This is a genomic window from Pseudomonas sp. L5B5 (assembly GCF_020520285.1).
GTDB lineage: Bacteria > Pseudomonadota > Gammaproteobacteria > Pseudomonadales > Pseudomonadaceae > Aquipseudomonas.
This window is the reverse complement of sequence record NZ_CP084742.1, coordinates 160,208-178,589: the sequence shown is the minus strand read 5'-3', so window position 1 is coordinate 178,589 and position 18,382 is coordinate 160,208. Positions and strand designations below refer to the sequence as shown.

Below are 18,382 nucleotides of genomic sequence, written 5' to 3'. Positions count from 1 at the left end.
CGGCATGCGGCGCCTGCGTGAAATCTGGCTTGGGGTCCACCGCTGGGTGGCCCTGGGCCTGGGCTTGTTCCTGGCGCTGCTGGGCCTCAGTGGCGCGTTGCTCGAACTCAAGGGACCGATCCTGCGCTGGGAGGTGGGTGCACAGATGCTGCAACTGGCTCCCGGCAAACACGACGCCCCCCTGCAGCAGGGCGCCTGGATCGAGGCGGCCAGCACGGCCTACCCGCAACTGCAGAAGGTGTTCGGCGCCGCGGCGCCCCGCCAGGGCTTTCTCGAATCGGACAACGCCATCGTCTTCGGCGCGCTCGGGGAACGCCCCGGAACCGGCATCGCCATGATCGACCCCTACAGCGCCCAGCCCAGGGGTTTCTTCGTCTTCGAGGACCTGTGGCTGGCACGCCTGGTGGCCCTGCACCGCAGCCTGCTGTTGCCGCCGGCAGTGGGGTCGCTGCTGGTGCTGGTCTGTGGCCTGGCGCTGCTGGTCTCGGTGGGCAGCGGCCTGTACCTGTGGTGGCCGGGCCGGCGCAGTTGGTGGAAAGCTGCCAGCCTGCGTCCCGGCAGCACCGGCAACCGACGCCTGCGCGAATGGCACAACGTCGCCGCTGCATGGTTGTGCCTGCCCCTGGCGCTGATCGCCGGCAGCGGTGCCTGGTTGGCGCGCCCCGAACTGTTCACCTGGCTGACGGCCACGCCGATGGCCGCCAAGCCGCTGTTTTCCGCCGCCCACGGGCATTTGCTGCTGGGCACACCCGGCGCCTGGCTGGCTTTTCTCTGCGGAATTTCGTTACCCCTGCTGTACATCACCGGCCTGCTGTTGTGGTGGCGCAAGCGCGCCTCTCGCCGGGCCGTCCAATCGTTCAAGGAAACCTCCAATGACACACCGTGATCTGTTGCGCCGGGCCCGCCGTGGGCTCCTGTCGAGCCTGTTGCCGCTGGGGCTGCTGTACGCCGCGACGACCAGCGCCGCGACCCTCACCGACCTGGCCGGGCGCCAGGTCCAGGTGCCGGACAAGGTCGAACACATCCTGCTCGGTGAAGGGCGGATGATCTATTCCCTGTCGCTGCTCGAAGGCAAGAATCCCTTCACCCGCCTCGCCGGTTGGCAAGGGGACTTTCGCGGTCTCGATGTGCAGGGATACGAGGCCTATCACCGGGCCTTTCCCGACGCGGAAAAAGTGCCACTGGTGGGCGGCACTTCGGCCGAGACCTTCAGCGTCGAGAAGGCCCTGGCCGTGCACCCGGACCTGGCGATCATGGCCTTGAGCGGCGGCCACGGGCCGAGCCCGGACAGCGAGGCGGTCAAGCAGCTGGAAGCCGCCGGGGTCGCGGTGATCTTCGTCGACTTCAGCGACCATCCCCTGAGCAACACCGTGCCCAGCATGCGCCTCTTGGGCCAGGCCCTCGGACGTGAGCAGCAGGCCGAGGCGTTCATCGCGTTCTACCAGCAGTCCCTGGCCCGGGTCACCGAGCCCCTGGCCCGTGCCGGCAACCTCAAGCAGCCGACGATTTTCATCGACATGCTCGCCGGCCTGCAGGATTGCTGCGGTTCGCCGGGCACGGGCAACTTCGGCGAGATGATCAAGCTGGCCGGCGGCCACAATATCGCCGACGGGCGCATCCCCGGCCCCATAGGCACCTTGAACGTGGAGTACATCCTCTCCAGCGACCCGGATGTGTACGTGGCCACCGGTGTCTTCGCCGCTGGCCAGGGCGGCGTCACCCTGGGCTATTCGGCGACCGTGCAGCAAGCCCGGGACAGCCTGCGCCAAGCCGCCCAGCGACCACCGCTGAACGAGCTGCGGGCGGTACGCCAGGGCAACGTGCATGGCCTGTGGCACATCTTCTACGACTCGCCGGAGCACCTGGTGGCGATCCAGGCCCTGGCCAAGTGGCTGCATCCGCAACTGTTCAAGGACCTGGACCCTGACCAGACCCGCCGCGAGCTGTACCAGCGCTTCATGCCGATCCCCGCCAGCGGCGTGTTCACCGCGGACCTGGCGCAATGACCCAGGCGGCGACCGACGTGCAAGAACCCGTTGCTTCGAGTCACTACCGCCGGCGCCATGGCCGGCGGGTCCTGTTGTTGTCCGGCCTGGCGCTGGCCTTGCTGCTGTCCCTGGCCCTGGATATCACCACCGGGCCTTCGGGCATGAGCCTTGGGCGCCTGCTGCAGGTGCTGTGGGACCCGGCCTCGATGCCGCGAGTCGAGGCGGTGATCGTGTGGAATGTACGCCTGCCCTACGCCCTGATGGCGGTTCTGGTGGGTGCTGCCCTGGCACTGGCCGGGGCCGAGATGCAGACCGTGCTCGACAACCCCCTGGCCAGCCCCTTCACCCTTGGCGTATCCGCCGCCGCGGCCTTCGGTGCAGCGCTGGCCATTGTCCTCGGCCTGGGCCTGCCCGGTGTGCCGGCGCAGTACCTGATCTCGGCCAATGCCTTCGTGTTTGCCCTGGCCTCGGTGGCCCTGCTGTACCTGCTGGCGCGCTGGCGCGGTTTCGGCGTGGAGAGCCTGGTGCTGTTCGGCATCGCCCTGGTGTTCGCCTTCAACGCGCTGGTGGCCCTGCTGCAGTTCGTCGCCAGCCAGGACAGCCTGCAGCAACTGGTGTTCTGGACCCTGGGCAGCCTGGCTCGCGCCTCCTGGGAAAAGCTGGCGATCCTGGCGGTGGCGCTGCTGTTGTGCCTGCCGTTTTCCCTGCGCCAGAGCTGGGCCCTGACCGCCCTGACCCTGGGCGAGGAGCGGGCCCGCAGCTTCGGTATCGATGTCGGCCGCCTGCGCCTGCTATCACTGCTGCGCATCAGTCTGCTGTCGGCGCTGGCGGTGTCCTTCGTCGGCACCATCGGCTTCATCGGCCTGATCGCCCCCCACATCGCCCGGCTGCTGGTGGGCGAGGACCACCGGCTGTTCCTGCCGGCCAGCGTGCTCAGCGGCGGGTTGATCCTGTCCATGGCCTCGGTGGCCAGCAAGGCGCTGATCCCCGGGGTGCTGATCCCGGTGGGCATCGTCACCGCCCTGGTGGGCATTCCGTTCTTCATGGCCATTGTCATGCGCAACCGTCGAGGTGCCCTGTGAGCCAGCCTTCATCCTCCTCCCCGGGCCTGAGCACCGCTGGCCTGAGCATGCACTACGGCAGCCGCCAGGTGCTCGCTGCAGTGAACTTGCCGGCCCTGCAAGCCGGCAGCGTGACCGCGTTGATCGGCCCCAACGCAGCTGGCAAGTCGACCCTGTTGCGGGGCATCGCCGGGCTGCACAAGACCTCGGGCCAGGTGCTGCTCGATGGCACCGACCTCGCCCGGCTGCCCCAGGTGGAGCGTGCGCAACACATCGTCTACCTGCCCCAGAGCCTGCCCGAGCGGACCCGTTTGTGCGCCTTCGAAGCCGTGCTCAGCGCGGCCATGGCCGGGCACCGCAGTCCCGGATTCATTCCTGGAAGACCAAGCCCTGCCGTGCTGCAGGGGGTCGAACAGGTGCTGGCCGACCTGGACCTGACCGCCCTGGCCGACCGCCCCATCGATGCCCTGTCCGGCGGCCAGCGCCAACTGGTGGGGCTGGCCCAGGCACTGGTGCGCCAGCCCAGGGTGCTGCTGCTGGATGAGCCCACCAGCGCCCTGGACCTGTATCACCAGTGCCAGGTGGTGGAAGCCATCACCCGTGCCACCCGCGAGCGTCAGCTGATCACCCTGGTGGTGGTCCACGACATCAACCTGGCCCTGGGTTTCAGCCAGCAGGTGGTGGTGTTGCACAACGGCCGGCTAGCCGCTGCCGGCCCGGCCCTGGAAGTGATCAACCAACAGCTGCTGCGCAACGTCTATGGCGTCGACGGCAGCCTGGAACAGGTGCGTGGCCGACCGCTGGTAATGGTCGACGGCCGCCTGCCCTCTCACTCAGCCCTGGGATAGACCATGAGCAACGTTCAACCACTGCCCCTCGATACCGAACAGACATCCGCGGCCACCCCGGCCTTCGACCTGCGTCCGCTGCTGGTGGCCAACCTGGCTTGCACCATGGCGATGATGGCCTTCGTCGCGCTGATCGGCCCCATCGCCCGGATCCTTGGCCTGGCCACCTGGCAGGCCGGCATGGCGGTCACCGTGTCCGGAGTGATCTGGATGCTCCTGGCCCGCCCCTGGGGCCGGGCCAGCGACCGGCTTGGCCGACGCCGCATCCTGCTGCTGGGTACCGGCGGTTTCACCCTGGCCTTCCTGGCCCTGAGCCTGTTCATCGACCTTGCGCTGCATGCCTTGCCCAGCGCGCTGCTGGCCTTCGCCGGGTTGCTGCTGGGGCGTGGGCTGATCGGGGTGTTCTACGCGGCGATCCCGGTGGGCGGCTATGCGCTGATCGCCGACAACATCGAACCGCAGCACCGCGCCCGGGCCATGGCCTCGCTGGGCGCGGCCAATGCCTGCGCCCTGGTGCTGGGGCCGGCCATCGCCGCCTTGCTGGCACGCTACAGCCTGAGCCTGCCGTTCTATGCCATGGCGCTGTTGCCGTTGCTCGGCTTCCTGTTCCTGCGCGCCCGCCTGCCACGCCAGGAGCTGCACCTCAAGCAGCCGCCCAAGTCGGTGAGCCTGGGTGACCGGCGTCTGCGCCGGCCACTGCTGGTGGCGTTCGTGTCCATGCTGTGCGTGGCCATGGCGCAGATCACCGTCGGTTTCTTCGCCCTTGACCGCCTGGGCATGGCCCCGGCCGCAGCGGCACAGACAGCCGGCATCGCCCTGACCCTGGTGGGCGTGGCGCTGATCGCCTCGCAGTTGCTGGTACGTAAGCTGGAATGGCCGCCCCTGCGGATGATCCGCATCGGTGCCCTGGTGGCCGCCGTGGGGTTCGCCGCGAGCATCGCTGCGGCCCACGCCTGGGTGCTGTGGCTGGGCTTCTTCGTGTCGGCGGCGGGCATGGGCTGGATCTTCCCGTCCTTCGCCGCCCTGGCCAGCAACTCGGTGGACGCCGCCGAGCAAGGTGCCACCGCCGGCTCCATCGGCGCAGCCCAGGGCCTGGGGGTGGTGGTCGGACCATTGGCCGGCACCCTGGTCTACGCCGTGGAACCGCGCCTGCCCTACCTGCTGGCGGCGGTGCTGTTGCTACTGGTCGCCGCCTGGCCACAAACCCGGGGCCAGTCCTGACCTGCCTCTGTACGCAACCTGCGCAAAATCCTGTGGCCGCTGCGACAAGGCCCGCAGGGCCTTCAGCGAACGATCGGCCGACACCGCCCTGCGGCCGCTGCGCGCCCGTGCGCAGCCTGCGGCAGCGGCTGCACGAAGCGGTTCATTGCGGGGTGGCGCGCGCCATGCGCCAGATCGACCAGGCATAGAGCACCAGCGCCAGGACCGCCAGGGCGCCGCCGGCGGTGCCGACGTAGGCAAACCCCAGTCGCCCGCCAACCCAGCTACCCAGCAGCGCACCACCACCGATGCCGATGTTGTAGATCCCGGAGAACATCGCCATCGCCACGTCGGTGGCGTCCGGCGCCAGGGTCAGCACCCTGGATTGCAGCGCCAGGCCAAACCCCATGATCGCCATGCCCCAGACCACGCTCAGCGCCACCAGCGACCAGACGTGTCCATTGAGTGGCAGCAAGAGGCTCAGGCACAGCGCCAGCAAGGTCACCGCGATCAACAGGAAGCCCTGGGGGCTGTGGCGATGCAGGCGGCTGAACAGCAGAGAGCCGATGATTCCCGAACCACCGAACACCAGCAGCACCAGGGTCACGACCTCGCCACCCAGGCCCGAAGCGACCTTGATGAAGGGCTCGACGTAGCTGTAGGCCGTGAACTGCGCCGTCACCACCATGGCCGTCAGCACGTAGATCGCCACCAGCGCCGGGCGCTTGAACAACAGCGGCAGGCTGCGCAGCGAACCGGAGTTCTGGCTGGGCAACAGGGGCAAGGTGCGGATCAGCCAGAGCACCAGCACGGCTGCCAGGCCCGCGATCACGCTGAAGGTGGTGCGCCAGCCCAGGGCCTCGCCCAGCAGGCGCCCCAGGGGAATGCCCAGGACCATCGCCAGGGAGGTGCCGGTGGCCAGCAAGCCAAGGGCCTGCACCTGTTTGCCTGGCGGTGCCAGGCGCACGGCCAGGGAAGCGGTGATCGACCAGAACAGCGCGTGGGCCAGGGCGATGCCGATCCGACTGAGCATCAGCAGGCCGAAGCTGGTGGCCAGGCTGGACAGCACGTGGCTGACGATGAACAGCCCGAACAGCAGCGTCAGCAAGCGGCGGCGCTCGACGTTGCGGGTCAGCAGCATCACCGGCAGCGAGGTCAGGGACACCACCCACGCATAGATGGTCAGCATCAGCCCCACTTGCTCGCTGGCCAGCTCGAAGCTCGCGCCGATGGCGCTCAGGAGCCCTACCGGCACGAACTCGGTGGTATTGAAGACAAAGGCGGCCAGGGCCAACGCGATGACCGGCTGCCAGTTACCTTGGGGTGTCGCCTGGGGATTGCTCATGGAGGGGTCGCACTACTCGTTCGGTGGGCCGGATCGCGGATCCGGCGAAAACTGGGGCCCCTGTCCGGCTGGTAGCGCTGTCTGGCGGCCACGGCAATCGGGTCAAGGATGATGAATCGCAGGTTAGCTAGGAATGCTCGGTGCGTGCGACATCCAGGATGCCCATGGCCAGGGCCACCACCTTGCGCAATTGTTCGGCGCTGGCGCCGTCCCGGGCCTGGACCGACAGCCCGTGCAGCACCGTAGAGTAGTAATGCCCCAGAGAAGTTGCATCACTGTGACCCGCCAATTCTCCCGAGCCTACTGCAGCTTGCAGCCGCTCGACGAGGCTGGCCGTGCGTGCGCGTCGGTGCTCGGCCAACCACTGGCGCACGCCGTCGTTGTCGCTGGAGCAATTCACCGCCGACGACACCACCATGCAGCCCAGGGGTTGGCCGGGCCGGGTATAGAGTTGCACGGCCTCGTCGAGCAGGCGGGCGATGGCGGCGCGGGCGCTGGGCTCTTCGGCCAGGGCCCGATCGGCGAAACCGCCTTCATCCTGTTCGTAGAGTTCGATGGCTTCGCGAAACAGCGCTTCCTTGGAGCCGAAGGCGGCATAGATGCGCGCCGAGGCAATACCCAGCGCGGCCACCAGGTCGGTCATGGAGGTGGTTTCGAAACCACGGGCCCAGAACAGTTCGAGCGCCTGGCGCAACGCCTGGTTGCGGTCGAATTCGCGGGGTCTTCCAGCCATGGGGGTCGGGGATCTCGTCAGGATGAGCAGGCGACCGGTACAGCCCGATCGGCGGTCGGCACAGGGCGCCGCGACGAAATGATATTAGATTTGAGCCGTCCCCGGGCCATTTTCCCTGCCCGGGGACGGCAGCCGCGGCTCAGCCTGCCTGCTCTTCGAGGAAGGGCAGCAAGTGCGCGAGGAAAGCCTCTGGCGCCTCTTCCATGATGAAGTGCCCGCAGTCCGGCACGATCGCGCCCCGCAGATTGCTGGCCCGGCCCTGCAAGGTCAGCAGCGGTGCATCGTTGGTGGCGTGCTCGGCGCCGATGGCAAGCACCGGCATGTCGAGCATCCGTTCGGCGCGCTGCTGGTTCTGGCGCACGGTCTCGGGAATCGCCCGGTAGTAGGCGAAGCCCGCCCGCAGGCCACCCGGCGCGGCATAGGCCTGGATGTACTCCTCGGTGGCGACCGCTTCGCGGCGATGGGACCACTTGTCGAAGATGTAGTTGAGATAGACCCGTTCGCGCCCGGCGATCAGCGCCTCCGGCAGGTCGCGCAGCTGGTTGAACATGAAGTGCCAGAGAAAGATGTTCTGCCCCGGTTCGACGAAGATCGGCGGCGCCTCGGCCAGCCCCGGGATTACCGCCTCGGTCAGTGCCAGGCGTTCCACGGCCTCGGGCCGGTCGCTGGCCAGGGCATAGGCGACCCACATGCCCACGTCATGGCCGACCACGCTGTAGCGTTCGAACCCCAGTTGTTCCATCACCCGGTGCAGCACATCGGCCACGGCGCCGGTGTCGTAGCCCTGCTCCGGACGGTCGGACTGCCCGGTGCCCGGCGGGTCCACGGCAATGGCCTGGAAACCCCTGGCGGCCAGGGCCTGGATCACCTCGCGCCAGGCGTACCAGGTTTGCGGCCAGCCGGGAATCAGCAGTACTGGCCGGCCACTGCCGGCGCTGACGCAGTGGATGCGCTGGCCGTCGATGCGCACGTAGCGGTGGGTCAGCTCATTGGCCTGGGCCTGGGTGTTGTCGGTGAATGCATTCATCAGTATCGGTCTCTGTGGGAAAGGGTCAGGCGATGCCCAGCATGGCGTTGATCTGCTGGCGATCGATGCGGGCGCCGGCGAAGTCGTCGAAGATCCGCTCGGTGACGCGAATCATGTGGCGGTTGATGAACTCCACGCCTTCCCGGGCGCCGTCCTCCTGGTCCTTGAGGCAGCACTCCCATTCCAGGGTCGCCCAGCCGCCGTAGTCGTATTGCGCCAGCTTGGAAAAGATCGCCTTGAAATCCACCTGGCCATCGCCGAGCGAACGGAACCGCCCGGCCCGCTCGACCCAGGAGCTGTAGCCGCCGTAGATGCCCTGGCGCCCGCTGGGATTGAACTCGGCATCCTTGACGTGAAACATGCGGATGCGCTCGTGGTAGATATCCAGGTACGCCAGGTAGTCCAGTTGCTGCAGCACGAAGTGGCTGGGATCGAAGAGGATGTGGCAACGCGGATGCCGATCCACCAGATCGAAGAAGCGCTCGAAGCTGGTGCCGTCGTGCAGGTCCTCGCTGGGGTGGATCTCGTAGCACAGGTTGACGCCCTGCTCGTCGCAGGCATCGAGGATCGGCCGCCAGCGCCGCGCCAGCTCGGCGAACGCGGTCTCGATCAGCCCATCGGGGCGCTGGGGAAAGGGAAACAGGTAGGGCCACGCCAGCGACCCGGAGAAGGTGCCCATGTCATCCAGCCCCAGGCGCCGCGAGGCGCGGGCCGCCAGTTGCATGCGGTCCATGGCCCAGGCCGTGCGCGCCTTGGGGTTGCCGCGCAGGGCCTCGGGGGCGAAGTTGTCGCACATCGCATCGTAGGCCGGATGTACCGCCACCAGCTGGCCGAAGATATGGGTGGTCAGCTCGCTGATCACCAGGCCGTGTTCCGCCAGTCGACCCTTGAGCTCATCGCAGTAGTCCTGGCTGTGCGCCGCCGTGGCGACATCGAACAGCCGCTCGTCCCATGCCGGAATCTGCAACGCCTTGAAGCCCAGGTCGGCAGCCCAGCGAGCGATGCCCGGCAGGTCGTTGAACGGCGGGGTGTCGGCACTGAACTGCGCCAGGTGCAGGCTGGGACCCTTGAGGGTTTTCATCGAATGCTTCCTATTGTTTGTTGATTGACAAAGAATAGGGACAACCAGCTGCCAACGTCAATCACCGGATGCACAAATGGGCTTGCCAGGGGCCCGGCCACTCTTCCCAAAAAAACCTGAAGTCCATAAGAAACAAGGCTCGCAGCCTGATCGCAGAGCAGTGCCAGCCGGGCAAAAAAAACCCGCGATCGACGTCGCGGGTTGGCTTGGGCAATGGGACGAGGGTTACTCGGGCGGACGGCTGTAGACCTCGCGCCCGGCGAAATAGGTGCTCAGCACCCGGGTGCCGGCAAGCTGGTCCTCGGGCACCTGGAACACATCGCGGTCCAGCACGATCAAATCGGCCTGCTTGCCCGGGGCCAGGCTGCCGATCTGCCGTTCCAGGCCGATGGCCCGGGCGGCGTCGCGGGTGTAGGCGTAGAACATTGTTTCACGGTCGATGCCCTCCTCCTTGTTCAGCACACCCTTGGGGCCTTTGCGACTGATTGCCTGGGCGATGGCCTTCCACGGCTCGGGCGTGCTCACCGGCCAATCGCTGGCACCGGCGATGGTGGCGCCGTTCTTGAACAGCGAACGCGCCGGGTACATGAACTGGAACTGCATCGCGGTGATGTAGGGCTTGAGCAGGTCGATGCTCAGCTCATCGGCCGACGCCCAGTACAGTTGCATGGAGGCGATCACGTCCAGCGGCTTGAAACGGGCGAATTCCCTGGGATTGACCATCTGCAGGTGGGTGATCGAGTGCACCACGCCACTGTGGCGCTCGCGCCGGGCTTGCTCGATGCCGTTGAGGGATTCACGCACGGCGCGATCACCGATGGCGTGCACATGCACCAGCCAGCCACGGGCGTCGGCGGCACTGACCAGCTCGCCGAAATGCGCCGGGTCGATCAGCAGTTCTCCGCCCTTCTGCGAGTTCTTGTAGGGCGTGAGCAAGGACGCGGTCTGCGCCGGGAATTCGGCGACACCGTCGGCGAAGATCTTGATGCCCGGCATGCTCAGGTTGGGCACGTCGAGGAACTGCTGGCGCACCTGGTCCAGCACCTCGAGATCCGCAGGCCGGCTCTTGGGGTTGGCGACCATCAGCGCGGCAACCCGCAAGTCCAGCTCGCCGTTGTCGGCCAGTGCCTTGTACACCGGGAGCACCCCAACGGTCTGGGCGGTGGGGTGCATGGCGAACATCGCCTCGCCCGGTGCGGCGTTGGCTGCCGGGTCCATCAGGGCGGTGATGCCCAGGCTGTGGTTGAGGTCCCGGGCGGCACGGCCGGCGTCGACCATCTGCTCGAAGCTCGGCGATGGTACCAGGGACGTCAGCGCCGAGAGCCCGGCATCGGCCACGAAGCCATTGGGCGTGCCGTCGGGATGATGACCGATGGTGGCCACCGCCTCGCCCGTGAGCGACTTGACCCGCTGGGCATCGATACCGGCACGCTTGAGCATGGCGCGGTTGGCCCATCCGGTGTGGTAGTCCCAACCGACGAACAGGATCGGCGTATTCGCCCACTCGCCCTGGTTGAAGCGTTGTTCCAGTGCGTCCACCTGGCTCCAGTAGGTGGAAGGAAACCCGCTGACGCTCAGGGTGTCGCCATGGCGTGCCCTGCCGTCGTCGCGCCAGCCCCGCAAGCGCTGTTCCAGTTCGTCCACGGGCAGTTGCCGGCTGTCCAGGTCCGCGGCCTTGAGCTTGAGCCCCCCAAAGATCGCGTGGCTGTGGCTATCGATGAATCCCGGCATCAGCACCTTGCCCTGCAGATCGACGACCCGGGTGTCCGCCTGCTTGAGCGCCAGCACCTCGGCGTCGCTGCCGACGCGGACGATCCTGCCCTGCTCCACCGCCACCGCCTGTTGCAGGGGCTGGCCCCGCTCGGCGGTGAACACCTTGCCGTTGTGCAGCAGCAGGTCCACCGCCGCCAGGCTTGGCAGCGAGGCAAAAGCCAGCGTCGAGGCCAGCGTGATCTTCAGAGCGTTGTTCATTGTTGTGGGCTCCCAGGGTCAGAATGGGCCAGAGACTAGCCAACCCGAGGGGGTTTTAAGAATACTGCGCCGAGCAACTCATTCTTTCCAAAGAGGCAAGACTCCATGGATCAGCTGGGCGCCATCACCATGTTCGTCACCACCGCCGACCAGGGCAGCTTCACCCGCGCCGCCGCCTGCATGGGCAAGACCACCTCGGCCCTGACCAAGGCTGTGACGCACCTGGAGACCCAGCTGGGCACCCGTCTGTTCGAACGCTCCACGCGGCGGATCGCCCTGACCGAAGCCGGACTGATCTACCTGGCCAGTGCCCGCCAGGTGCTGGGCCAACTGCAACAGGCCCAGGAGGACATCGACCAGTTGCAGCAGCAGATGTGCGGCACCTTGCGCCTGGTGGCGCCGCCCTCCTTCGCCCCGGCCTTTCTCAATGCGGTGTGCTATCGCTTCCTTGAGCAATACCCGCTGATGCACCTGGACGTGGAGCTGACCGATGCGTTCGTCGACCTGCTCGGGGGCGGCTACGACCTGGCCGTGCGCGACGGCCCGGTGGACCTGCCGGACCTGATCGCCCGGCCGCTGACCGCCAATCGCATCCTGTTGTGCGCCAGCCCGCGCTACCTGCAGCGCAACCCCCTGCCCGTGACCCCGCAGACCTTTGCCGAGCATGACTGGCTGATCTTCCGTCATCCGGCACTGAACCCGCATTTCTGGCGTTTTTCCCTCGATGGACAGCAGCACCGGGTGCCCCAGCCGGCGCCGCGGCTGGCCAGCGACAATTACGATTTCCTGTTCGGCGCATTGCTGGCGGGCCTGGGCCTGCAACTTTGCCCACAGTGGAGCGCGGCGCCCTATCTGCAACGTGGCGAACTGGTGCAATTGCTGCCCGAAGCCGTGCTCGATCCCGAGCAGTTCGGGCCGCGAATCCATGCGATCTACCCAGCCCATCGGCGCCATACCCGCAAGCATCGGGCGTTCATCGAATGCCTGAAACACTACCTGGACCAGCACCAGCTGCATTGAGGCGGGCAGTCGTCAGGCGCCAGGGTGCAACACCGGGATCAACCGCGCCGGCTTCACCGACTTGAACGAGAAACTGGAGTAGATCTCCTTCACCGCCGGCAGGGTCTGCAGCACTTCGCGGGCGAACTCGCCGAAGGACTCCAGGTCCTTGGCCAGCACTTCCAGGAGAAAGTCATAACGCCCGGAAACGTTATGGCAGGCGATGATTTCCGGGATGTCCAGCAGCCGTTGCTCGAAGGCCCGGGCCGTCTCCCGGGAGTGGGATTCCATCATCACGCTGACGAAGGCGGTGACCCCGTAGCCCAGGGCCTTGGGCGAGAGGATCGCCTGGTAGCCGGTGATTACCCCGCTCTCTTCCAGGAGCTTGACCCGGCGCCAGCAGGGCGAGGTGGTGAGCGCCACACTGTCGGCCAGCTCGGCGGTGGTCAGTCGCGCGTTGTCTTGCAGGGCGACAAGCAGGGCTTTGTCGGTACGATCCAGGCCAGCGGGCATATTTTGCCTCTTTCTCTTGTTTTTATGGTTTTTTATTCCAATCCACGCGCTTTTAAGGGGCCAGATTAGAAAATATTGCGCCGGATTTGAGCATAGCATTAGAGCAAATCCGGAGCGTCCACCATGAACAATAAAAACAGTGACCTTGGTTTTTCCACCCGTGCCATTCACCACGGCTACGACCCGCAGCAGCACCAGGGCGCGTTGATCCCACCGATCTACCTGACGTCCACGTTCACCTTCGCCACCGCCGAATATGGCGCCGGCTGCTTTGCCGGCGAGGAACCCGGCTACTTCTACACCCGCATCAGCAACCCGACCCTCGCCCTGCTGGAATCACGCATGGCCGACCTGGAGAACGGCGAGGCCGGCGTGGCCTTCGGCTCCGGCATGGGCGCCATCGCCGCGACCTTGTGGACCCTGCTGCGCCCGGGGGACGAGATCCTGGTCAACCGCACCCTCTACGGCTGCACCTTCGCCCTGCTGCACCATGGCCTGGGCGAGTTCGGGGTCAAGGTGCGCCACGTGGACATGGCCCGGCCGGATGAGCTGCAGGCCGCCATCGGCCCCGCCACACGGGTGATCTACTTCGAGTCGCCGGCCAACCCCAACATGCAACTGGTGGACATCGCCGCCGTGGCCCGCATCGCCCGCCAGCACTCGAACATCACCCTGGTGGTGGACAACACCTACTGCACGCCCTACCTGCAACGCCCGCTGGAGCTGGGCGCCGACCTGGTGCTGCATTCGGCCACCAAGTACCTGAGCGGCCATGGCGACATCACCGCCGGCATCGTCGTCACCCGCCAGGAGCTGGCGCAGAAGATCCGCCTGCAAGGCCTGAAGGACCTGACCGGGGCCGTGATGTCGCCCCAGGATGCCTTCCTGCTGATGCGCGGCCTCAAGACCCTGACCCTGCGCATGGACCGCCACTGCGCCAACGCCCTGGCCGTGGCGCGCTACCTGGAGTCGCATCCACTGGTGCAGTGGGTGGCCTACCCTGGCCTGCCCTCCTTCGCCCAGTACGCCCTGGCCAGGCAGCAAATGAAACTGCCCGGCGGCATGATCGCCTTCGAGCTCAAGGGCGGCCTGGCCACCGGCACCCGTTTCATGAATGCCCTGCAACTGTTCAGCCGTGCGGTGAGCCTGGGGGATGCCGAATCACTGGCCCAGCACCCGGCGAGCATGACCCATTCCACCTACAGCCCCGAGGAGCGCGCAGAGCACGGCATCGCCGAGGGCCTGGTGCGCCTCTCGGTAGGCCTGGAGGACATCGACGACCTGCTGAGCGACCTTGCCCAGGCCCTGGAGGCCTGCGCTGCGACGCAACCGGCGGTGGCCTTCGGCAAGGCGCTGCCCTGACCCGACCCCGACAACTGATCCTCCGGATGGCCACAGAACCGGCCATCCACGCAGTACCTGCAACACCCTTAGAACCGTTACCCACAGGAGTGGAACAATCCATGAGTCGTATCAATAACAAAGCCACCCAACTGCTCAGCGCCATGATCCTCGCCGGCCTCGCCTGCCATTCCCTGGCCGCCGACACCATCCGGATCGGCATCGCCGGGGCCAAGACCGGCCCGGTGGCGCAATACGGTGACATGCAGTTCAGCGGCGCGCGCATGGCCATCGAGCAGATCAACGCCAAGGGCGGCGTCGACGGAAAGAAGCTCGAAGCCGTTGAATACGACGATGCCTGCGACCCCAAGCAAGCGGTGGCCGTGGCCAACAAGGTGGTCAATGACGGTGTCAAGTACGTGGTCGGGCACCTGTGCTCCAGCTCCACCCAGCCAGCCTCGGACATCTATGAAGACGAAGGCATCGTGATGATCACCCCGGCCGCGACCAGCCCCGAACTGACCTCGCGCGGCTACAAGATGGTGTTTCGCACCATCGGCCTGGACAACGCCCAGGGCCCGGCTGCGGCACGCTACATCGCCCAGCTGAAACCGGCCAATGTCGCGGTCCTGCACGACAAGCAGCAATACGGTGAAGGCATCGCCAGTTCGGTCAAGGACATCCTTGGCAAGGAAGGCATCAAGGTGGCGATGTTCGAAGGCATCAACGTCGGCGAGCGCGACTACTCCTCGATCCTGGCCAAGCTCAAGCAGGCCAATGTCGACTTCGTCTACTTCGGTGGCTACCACCCGGAAATGGGCCTGCTGCTGCGCCAGGCCAAGGAAAAGGGCCTGACCGCCCGCTTCATGGGGCCTGAGGGCGTGGGCAACGACTCGATCTCGCAGATCGCCAAGGATGCGTCCGAAGGCATGCTGGTGACCCTGCCCAAGTCCTTCGACCAGGACCCGGCCAACAAGGCCCTCGTGGAAGCCTTCCAGGCCAAGCAGGAAAACCCCAGCGGCCCGTTCGTGCTGCCGTCCTACTCGGCGGTGCAAGTGATTGCCGGGGCGATTGCCGCAGCCAAGAGCGAAGACCCGGAGAAAGTCGCCGAAGCGATCCACAAGGGCACCTTCAGCACCCCGACCGGCGACCTGAGCTTCGATGAAAAAGGCGACCTGAAAGACTTCAAGTTCGTGGTCTACGAATGGCACTACGGCAAGCCGAAGACGGCCGCCGTGGAAAGCGCCGGCCTCTGACCGCGCCAGGCTGGCCGGGTGATGCCAGGCTTGCGCATCACCGGTCAACAGCGGGTGCCGGCCGTCCTGGCCGGCACCTTTCACCTGGGTCCTAGGCCCGGGGCAACGCTGCGGATTCAAGCTCCTGCGCCGTGCGCTCTACCGCGCGCCGGGTCTTGTCCACCAGCTCGTCGATATCCGCCCGGGTCGCCACCAGCGCCGGCGCCATGATCATCCGGCCCAGGGTCGAACGAATGATCACCCCCTCTTCGAAACCCAGGGTGCGACAGCGCCAGGCGATGTCGTTCTCGTTGGCAAAACGCTTGCGAGTGGCCTTGTCCTCGGCGAACTGCAAGGCTGCCACCAGGCCGGTGCCCTGGATCTCGCCAATCAACGGATGGTTGCCGAACACCTCCCGCAGGCAGTGCTGCAGGTAGGGGCCGGTGTCGTCACGAACCTGGTCGACCACGCCTTCGTCACGCAGCGCCTTGAGGTTGGCGATGGCTACGGCGGCCGCCACCGGGTGCCCGGAATAGGTCAGGCCGTGGGCGAACACTCCGCCCTGGTCCACCAGCACCTGGGCTATGCGTTTGCCCAGCACCAGGCCGCCCATGGGCACGTAACCGCTGGTCAGGCCCTTGGCGATGGACAGGGTGTCGGGCTGGAACCCGAAATGCTCATGGGCGAACCAGTGGCCGGTACGACCGAAACCGCCGATCACTTCGTCGGCGCACAGCAGCACGTCGTACTGGCGGCAAATGCGCTGGATTTCCGGCCAGTAGCTTTCCGGAGGGAAGATCATGCCACCCGCTCCCTGGAAGGGTTCGGCGATGAACCCGGCAACGTTCTCGGCTCCCAGTTCGAGGATCTTCTGCTCCAGTTGGCGAGCGCAACGCAGGCCGAATTCGGCCGGGCTCAAGTTGCCTTCGTGGGCAAACCAGTAGGGTTCGTCGATATGCGCCACATCCGGGATCAGCCCGCCCATCTCGTGCATGAACTTCATGCCGCCCAGTGCGGTGGCCGCGAGCGTCGAGCCGTGATAACCGTTCCAGCGGCCGATCATCACCTTCTTCTGTGGCTGGCCGAGAATCTGCCAGTAGCGACGCACGGTGCGGATCAGCACCTCGTTGGCCTCGGAGCCGGAGTTGGTATAGATGGCGTGGCTGTAGTGCGCCGGCAACAGGCTGAACAGCAGTTCGGACAGTTCCACCACCGCCGGGTGGGTGGTGTGGAAGAACATGTTGTAGTACGGCAATTGCTCGAGCTGGGCCGTGGCCGCGGCGGCCAGGTCCTTGCGCCCGTAACCCAGGTTGGTGCACCACAGGCCGGACATGCCGTCCAGGTAGCGCTTGCCGTCGTTGTCCCAGAGCTGCAGGCCCTCGCCGCGGACGATCACCCGCGGGCCTTCGGCGTTCAGTTCCTTCTGGTCCAGGAAGGCATGGATGTGGTGCGCCGCATCCAGCTCCTGATAGTCCCGTGTGCTGCGTTGCGGGCGGGGGGTGGAAGCACTCATGGTCGTTCTCCTGCACGGTAGGTGGATTCATCGGTAGAGGTTGCCGGTACGGCGGATACCAGGGGTTCGGGGACGAACAGCGGCTTGTGCATCACCAGCTTGACCCAGAGCAAGGCGATCAACGCGATGATCCCCAGTACCACGCCGGCACTGCCAAAGATTCGCGCGGTCATCTCCGGCGCCGGCGAAGCGTGATAGATCGCAAACAGCATGCCGCCGATGCCCACCACCTGGGGCCAGGGATAGAACGGCGAGCGGAATGGCCGGGGCGCATCGGGGTAGCGCCGGCGCAGGGCGATCACGTCGATGTGCACGATGATGTAGGCCAAAAGCCAGGCCAGGGCTGCCGACAGCAACAGCAGGCTGACGGAATCCGGGTCCTGGCCCATCACCAGGACCGGCAGGCCGGTGATGGCGGCGATGAACAGCACCGCGACCCAGGGCGTACGGGTCCGTGCGCTCAGCCGCTTGAACTGGGGAAAGGCCTGGCCGTTCTGGGCCATGCCGTAGAGCATCCGGGGCAATGCGGCCAGCGACGAGTTGATGGTGCTGCAGGTGGCGGTGACCACCGCCCCCACCAGGAACGCCTTGCCGGCTTCACCGAACACCGTGGTGGCGAACAGGAAGTGCGGCAGCGGGTTACCCGCCAGTTGCTCACGCGGGACACAGAGCAACGCGCCGAGGCAATACAGGCTGATCACCAGGAAGATCAGGCTCAGGCCAATGATCATCGAACGCGGGATATTGCGTTCCGGACGCCGGGTTTCCTCCACCAGCGGGCAGACGAACTCGGCCCCGACGAACCCCCAGATGGCCATCGCCACCAGGGCCAGTGCCCCGAGCTGCATGGGGTTCCACCCCTGTTCCAGGGGCAGCTGCCAGTCCGCCTGGGGACTGCTGACGGCGCCCAGGCCGAGGATCAGCAGGATCACCACCATCACCACCGCGAGCACCGACTGCAGCTTGGCGAACACGTCGATGCCCAGCAGGTTGAGCAAGGTGAAGGTGCCGAGCACGCCATAGGCCACCACCATGGGCGGCAACACGCCGGGATAGACCTTGCCAATGATCAGGTCCAGGAGCAGCAATTCGGCGGACAAGGCGAACATCGCCACCACCATGTAGCCGGAGAACGTCGCCAAGATCGCCGGAAAATGCCCGATGGCCACCTCGGTGTAGCTGCTGAGACTGCCCGCGCGGGGCACCAGCAACGCCAGTTCGGAAAACGACAAGGCATAGGTCAGGGCCAGCAGGTAGCCCAGCAGCAACGGGATGAAGAAGCCCAGCCCGGCCATCCCCGCCCCTTGCAGCATCAGCACCATCACCCCCTGGGACACCACCAGGCCCACGGCCACCGAGACCAGCGAACCCAGGCCCAGGACCCGGCGCAAGCCACCCTGGGCGACGGGACCTGCGGCCCCGTCCAAGACTTTTGCAGTCATGCCACGTACTCCTCTTCTTATTGTTGTGAACCTGCCACCCGAGCGGCAGGCGCGGCGGCACCGGCGAGGCACCGCAAGGCATCGA

Annotated in this window: 16 protein-coding genes; 8 read left to right on the top strand and 8 right to left on the bottom strand. The window is 66.4% G+C overall.

Annotated elements, in window-relative coordinates; genetic code table 11:
* Positions 1-4 precede the first annotated feature (4 nt).
* The 5 genes from LGQ10_RS00695 to LGQ10_RS00675 are packed head-to-tail and all read left to right on the top strand — an operon-like array spanning position 5 to position 5,118.
* A complete protein-coding gene (locus LGQ10_RS00695; protein ID WP_226524332.1) occupies positions 5-886 on the top strand; it encodes a PepSY-associated TM helix domain-containing protein in 882 nt (293 codons plus the stop codon).
* The gene (locus LGQ10_RS00690; RefSeq protein ID WP_226524331.1) at positions 873-2,006 is read left to right on the top strand and encodes an ABC transporter substrate-binding protein; all 1,134 of its coding nucleotides are present in this window, start codon (positions 873-875) and stop codon (positions 2,004-2,006) included. Before LGQ10_RS00695 ends, LGQ10_RS00690 begins: the two co-directional genes overlap by 14 nt.
* Complete coding sequence (locus tag LGQ10_RS00685; RefSeq protein WP_058433401.1) at positions 2,003-3,070, top strand: FecCD family ABC transporter permease; 1,068 nt, start codon at positions 2,003-2,005, stop codon at positions 3,068-3,070. The genes LGQ10_RS00690 and LGQ10_RS00685 overlap by 4 nt, the downstream gene beginning before the upstream one ends.
* Positions 3,067-3,897: an ABC transporter ATP-binding protein gene (locus tag LGQ10_RS00680; protein ID WP_226524330.1), complete on the top strand. Its 831-nt coding sequence runs from the start codon at positions 3,067-3,069 to the stop codon at positions 3,895-3,897. Before LGQ10_RS00685 ends, LGQ10_RS00680 begins: the two co-directional genes overlap by 4 nt.
* A 3-nt stretch (positions 3,898-3,900) precedes the next feature.
* Positions 3,901-5,118, top strand: coding sequence for an MFS transporter (locus tag LGQ10_RS00675; RefSeq protein ID WP_226524329.1), 1,218 nt, complete (start codon positions 3,901-3,903; stop codon positions 5,116-5,118).
* Between the two features lie 142 nt (positions 5,119-5,260).
* On the opposite strand, the gene LGQ10_RS00670 is transcribed toward LGQ10_RS00675, so the two are convergent.
* The 5 genes from LGQ10_RS00670 to LGQ10_RS00650 all read right to left on the bottom strand — a co-directional run bounded on the left by LGQ10_RS00670 (position 5,261) and on the right by LGQ10_RS00650 (position 11,254).
* The gene (locus tag LGQ10_RS00670; protein WP_058433399.1) at positions 5,261-6,442 is read right to left on the bottom strand and encodes a sugar transporter; all 1,182 of its coding nucleotides are present in this window, start codon (positions 6,440-6,442) and stop codon (positions 5,261-5,263) included.
* 127 nt (positions 6,443-6,569) lie between these two features.
* Positions 6,570-7,175, bottom strand: a complete 606-nt coding sequence (locus LGQ10_RS00665) for a TetR/AcrR family transcriptional regulator (protein WP_058433398.1) — start codon at positions 7,173-7,175, stop codon at positions 6,570-6,572.
* Positions 7,176-7,314: 139 nt separating this feature from the next.
* Positions 7,315-8,202 carry an alpha/beta fold hydrolase gene (locus LGQ10_RS00660; protein ID WP_058433397.1) on the bottom strand — a complete coding sequence of 296 codons (888 nt, stop codon included), beginning with the start codon at positions 8,200-8,202 and terminating at the stop codon, positions 7,315-7,317.
* A 25-nt stretch (positions 8,203-8,227) separates the two neighbouring features.
* Positions 8,228-9,283, bottom strand: coding sequence for a sugar phosphate isomerase/epimerase family protein (locus tag LGQ10_RS00655; RefSeq protein WP_226524328.1), 1,056 nt, complete (start codon positions 9,281-9,283; stop codon positions 8,228-8,230).
* Between the two features lie 225 nt (positions 9,284-9,508).
* Complete coding sequence (locus LGQ10_RS00650) at positions 9,509-11,254, bottom strand: amidohydrolase (RefSeq protein ID WP_226524327.1); 1,746 nt, start codon at positions 11,252-11,254, stop codon at positions 9,509-9,511.
* Positions 11,255-11,359: 105 nt separating this feature from the next.
* Here LGQ10_RS00650 and LGQ10_RS00645 point away from each other — a divergent pair, with 105 nt between their 5' ends.
* Complete coding sequence (locus LGQ10_RS00645; RefSeq protein WP_058435764.1) at positions 11,360-12,274, top strand: LysR family transcriptional regulator; 915 nt, start codon at positions 11,360-11,362, stop codon at positions 12,272-12,274.
* 12 nt (positions 12,275-12,286) lie between these two features.
* Here the strand turns inward: LGQ10_RS00645 and LGQ10_RS00640 are convergent, their stop codons facing one another.
* Entirely contained in the window at positions 12,287-12,766 is a 480-nt protein-coding gene (locus tag LGQ10_RS00640; protein ID WP_058435763.1) for an Lrp/AsnC family transcriptional regulator, read from the bottom strand.
* 123 nt (positions 12,767-12,889) lie between these two features.
* Here LGQ10_RS00640 and LGQ10_RS00635 point away from each other — a divergent pair, with 123 nt between their 5' ends.
* Together LGQ10_RS00635 and LGQ10_RS00630 are read left to right on the top strand one after the other, a co-directional pair.
* A complete protein-coding gene (locus LGQ10_RS00635) occupies positions 12,890-14,128 on the top strand; it encodes a methionine gamma-lyase (RefSeq protein ID WP_058435762.1) in 1,239 nt (412 codons plus the stop codon).
* Positions 14,129-14,229: 101 nt separating this feature from the next.
* Entirely contained in the window at positions 14,230-15,363 is a 1,134-nt protein-coding gene (locus LGQ10_RS00630) for a branched-chain amino acid ABC transporter substrate-binding protein (protein ID WP_058435761.1), read from the top strand.
* Positions 15,364-15,454: 91 nt separating this feature from the next.
* Here LGQ10_RS00630 and LGQ10_RS00625 read toward each other — a convergent pair whose 3' ends face one another.
* Entirely contained in the window at positions 15,455-16,855 is a 1,401-nt protein-coding gene (locus tag LGQ10_RS00625; RefSeq protein ID WP_226524326.1) for an aspartate aminotransferase family protein, read from the bottom strand.
* Positions 16,852-18,297, bottom strand: coding sequence for an APC family permease (locus LGQ10_RS00620; protein ID WP_226524325.1), 1,446 nt, complete (start codon positions 18,295-18,297; stop codon positions 16,852-16,854). Before LGQ10_RS00620 ends, LGQ10_RS00625 begins: the two co-directional genes overlap by 4 nt.
* Positions 18,298-18,382: the final 85 nt, after the last annotated feature.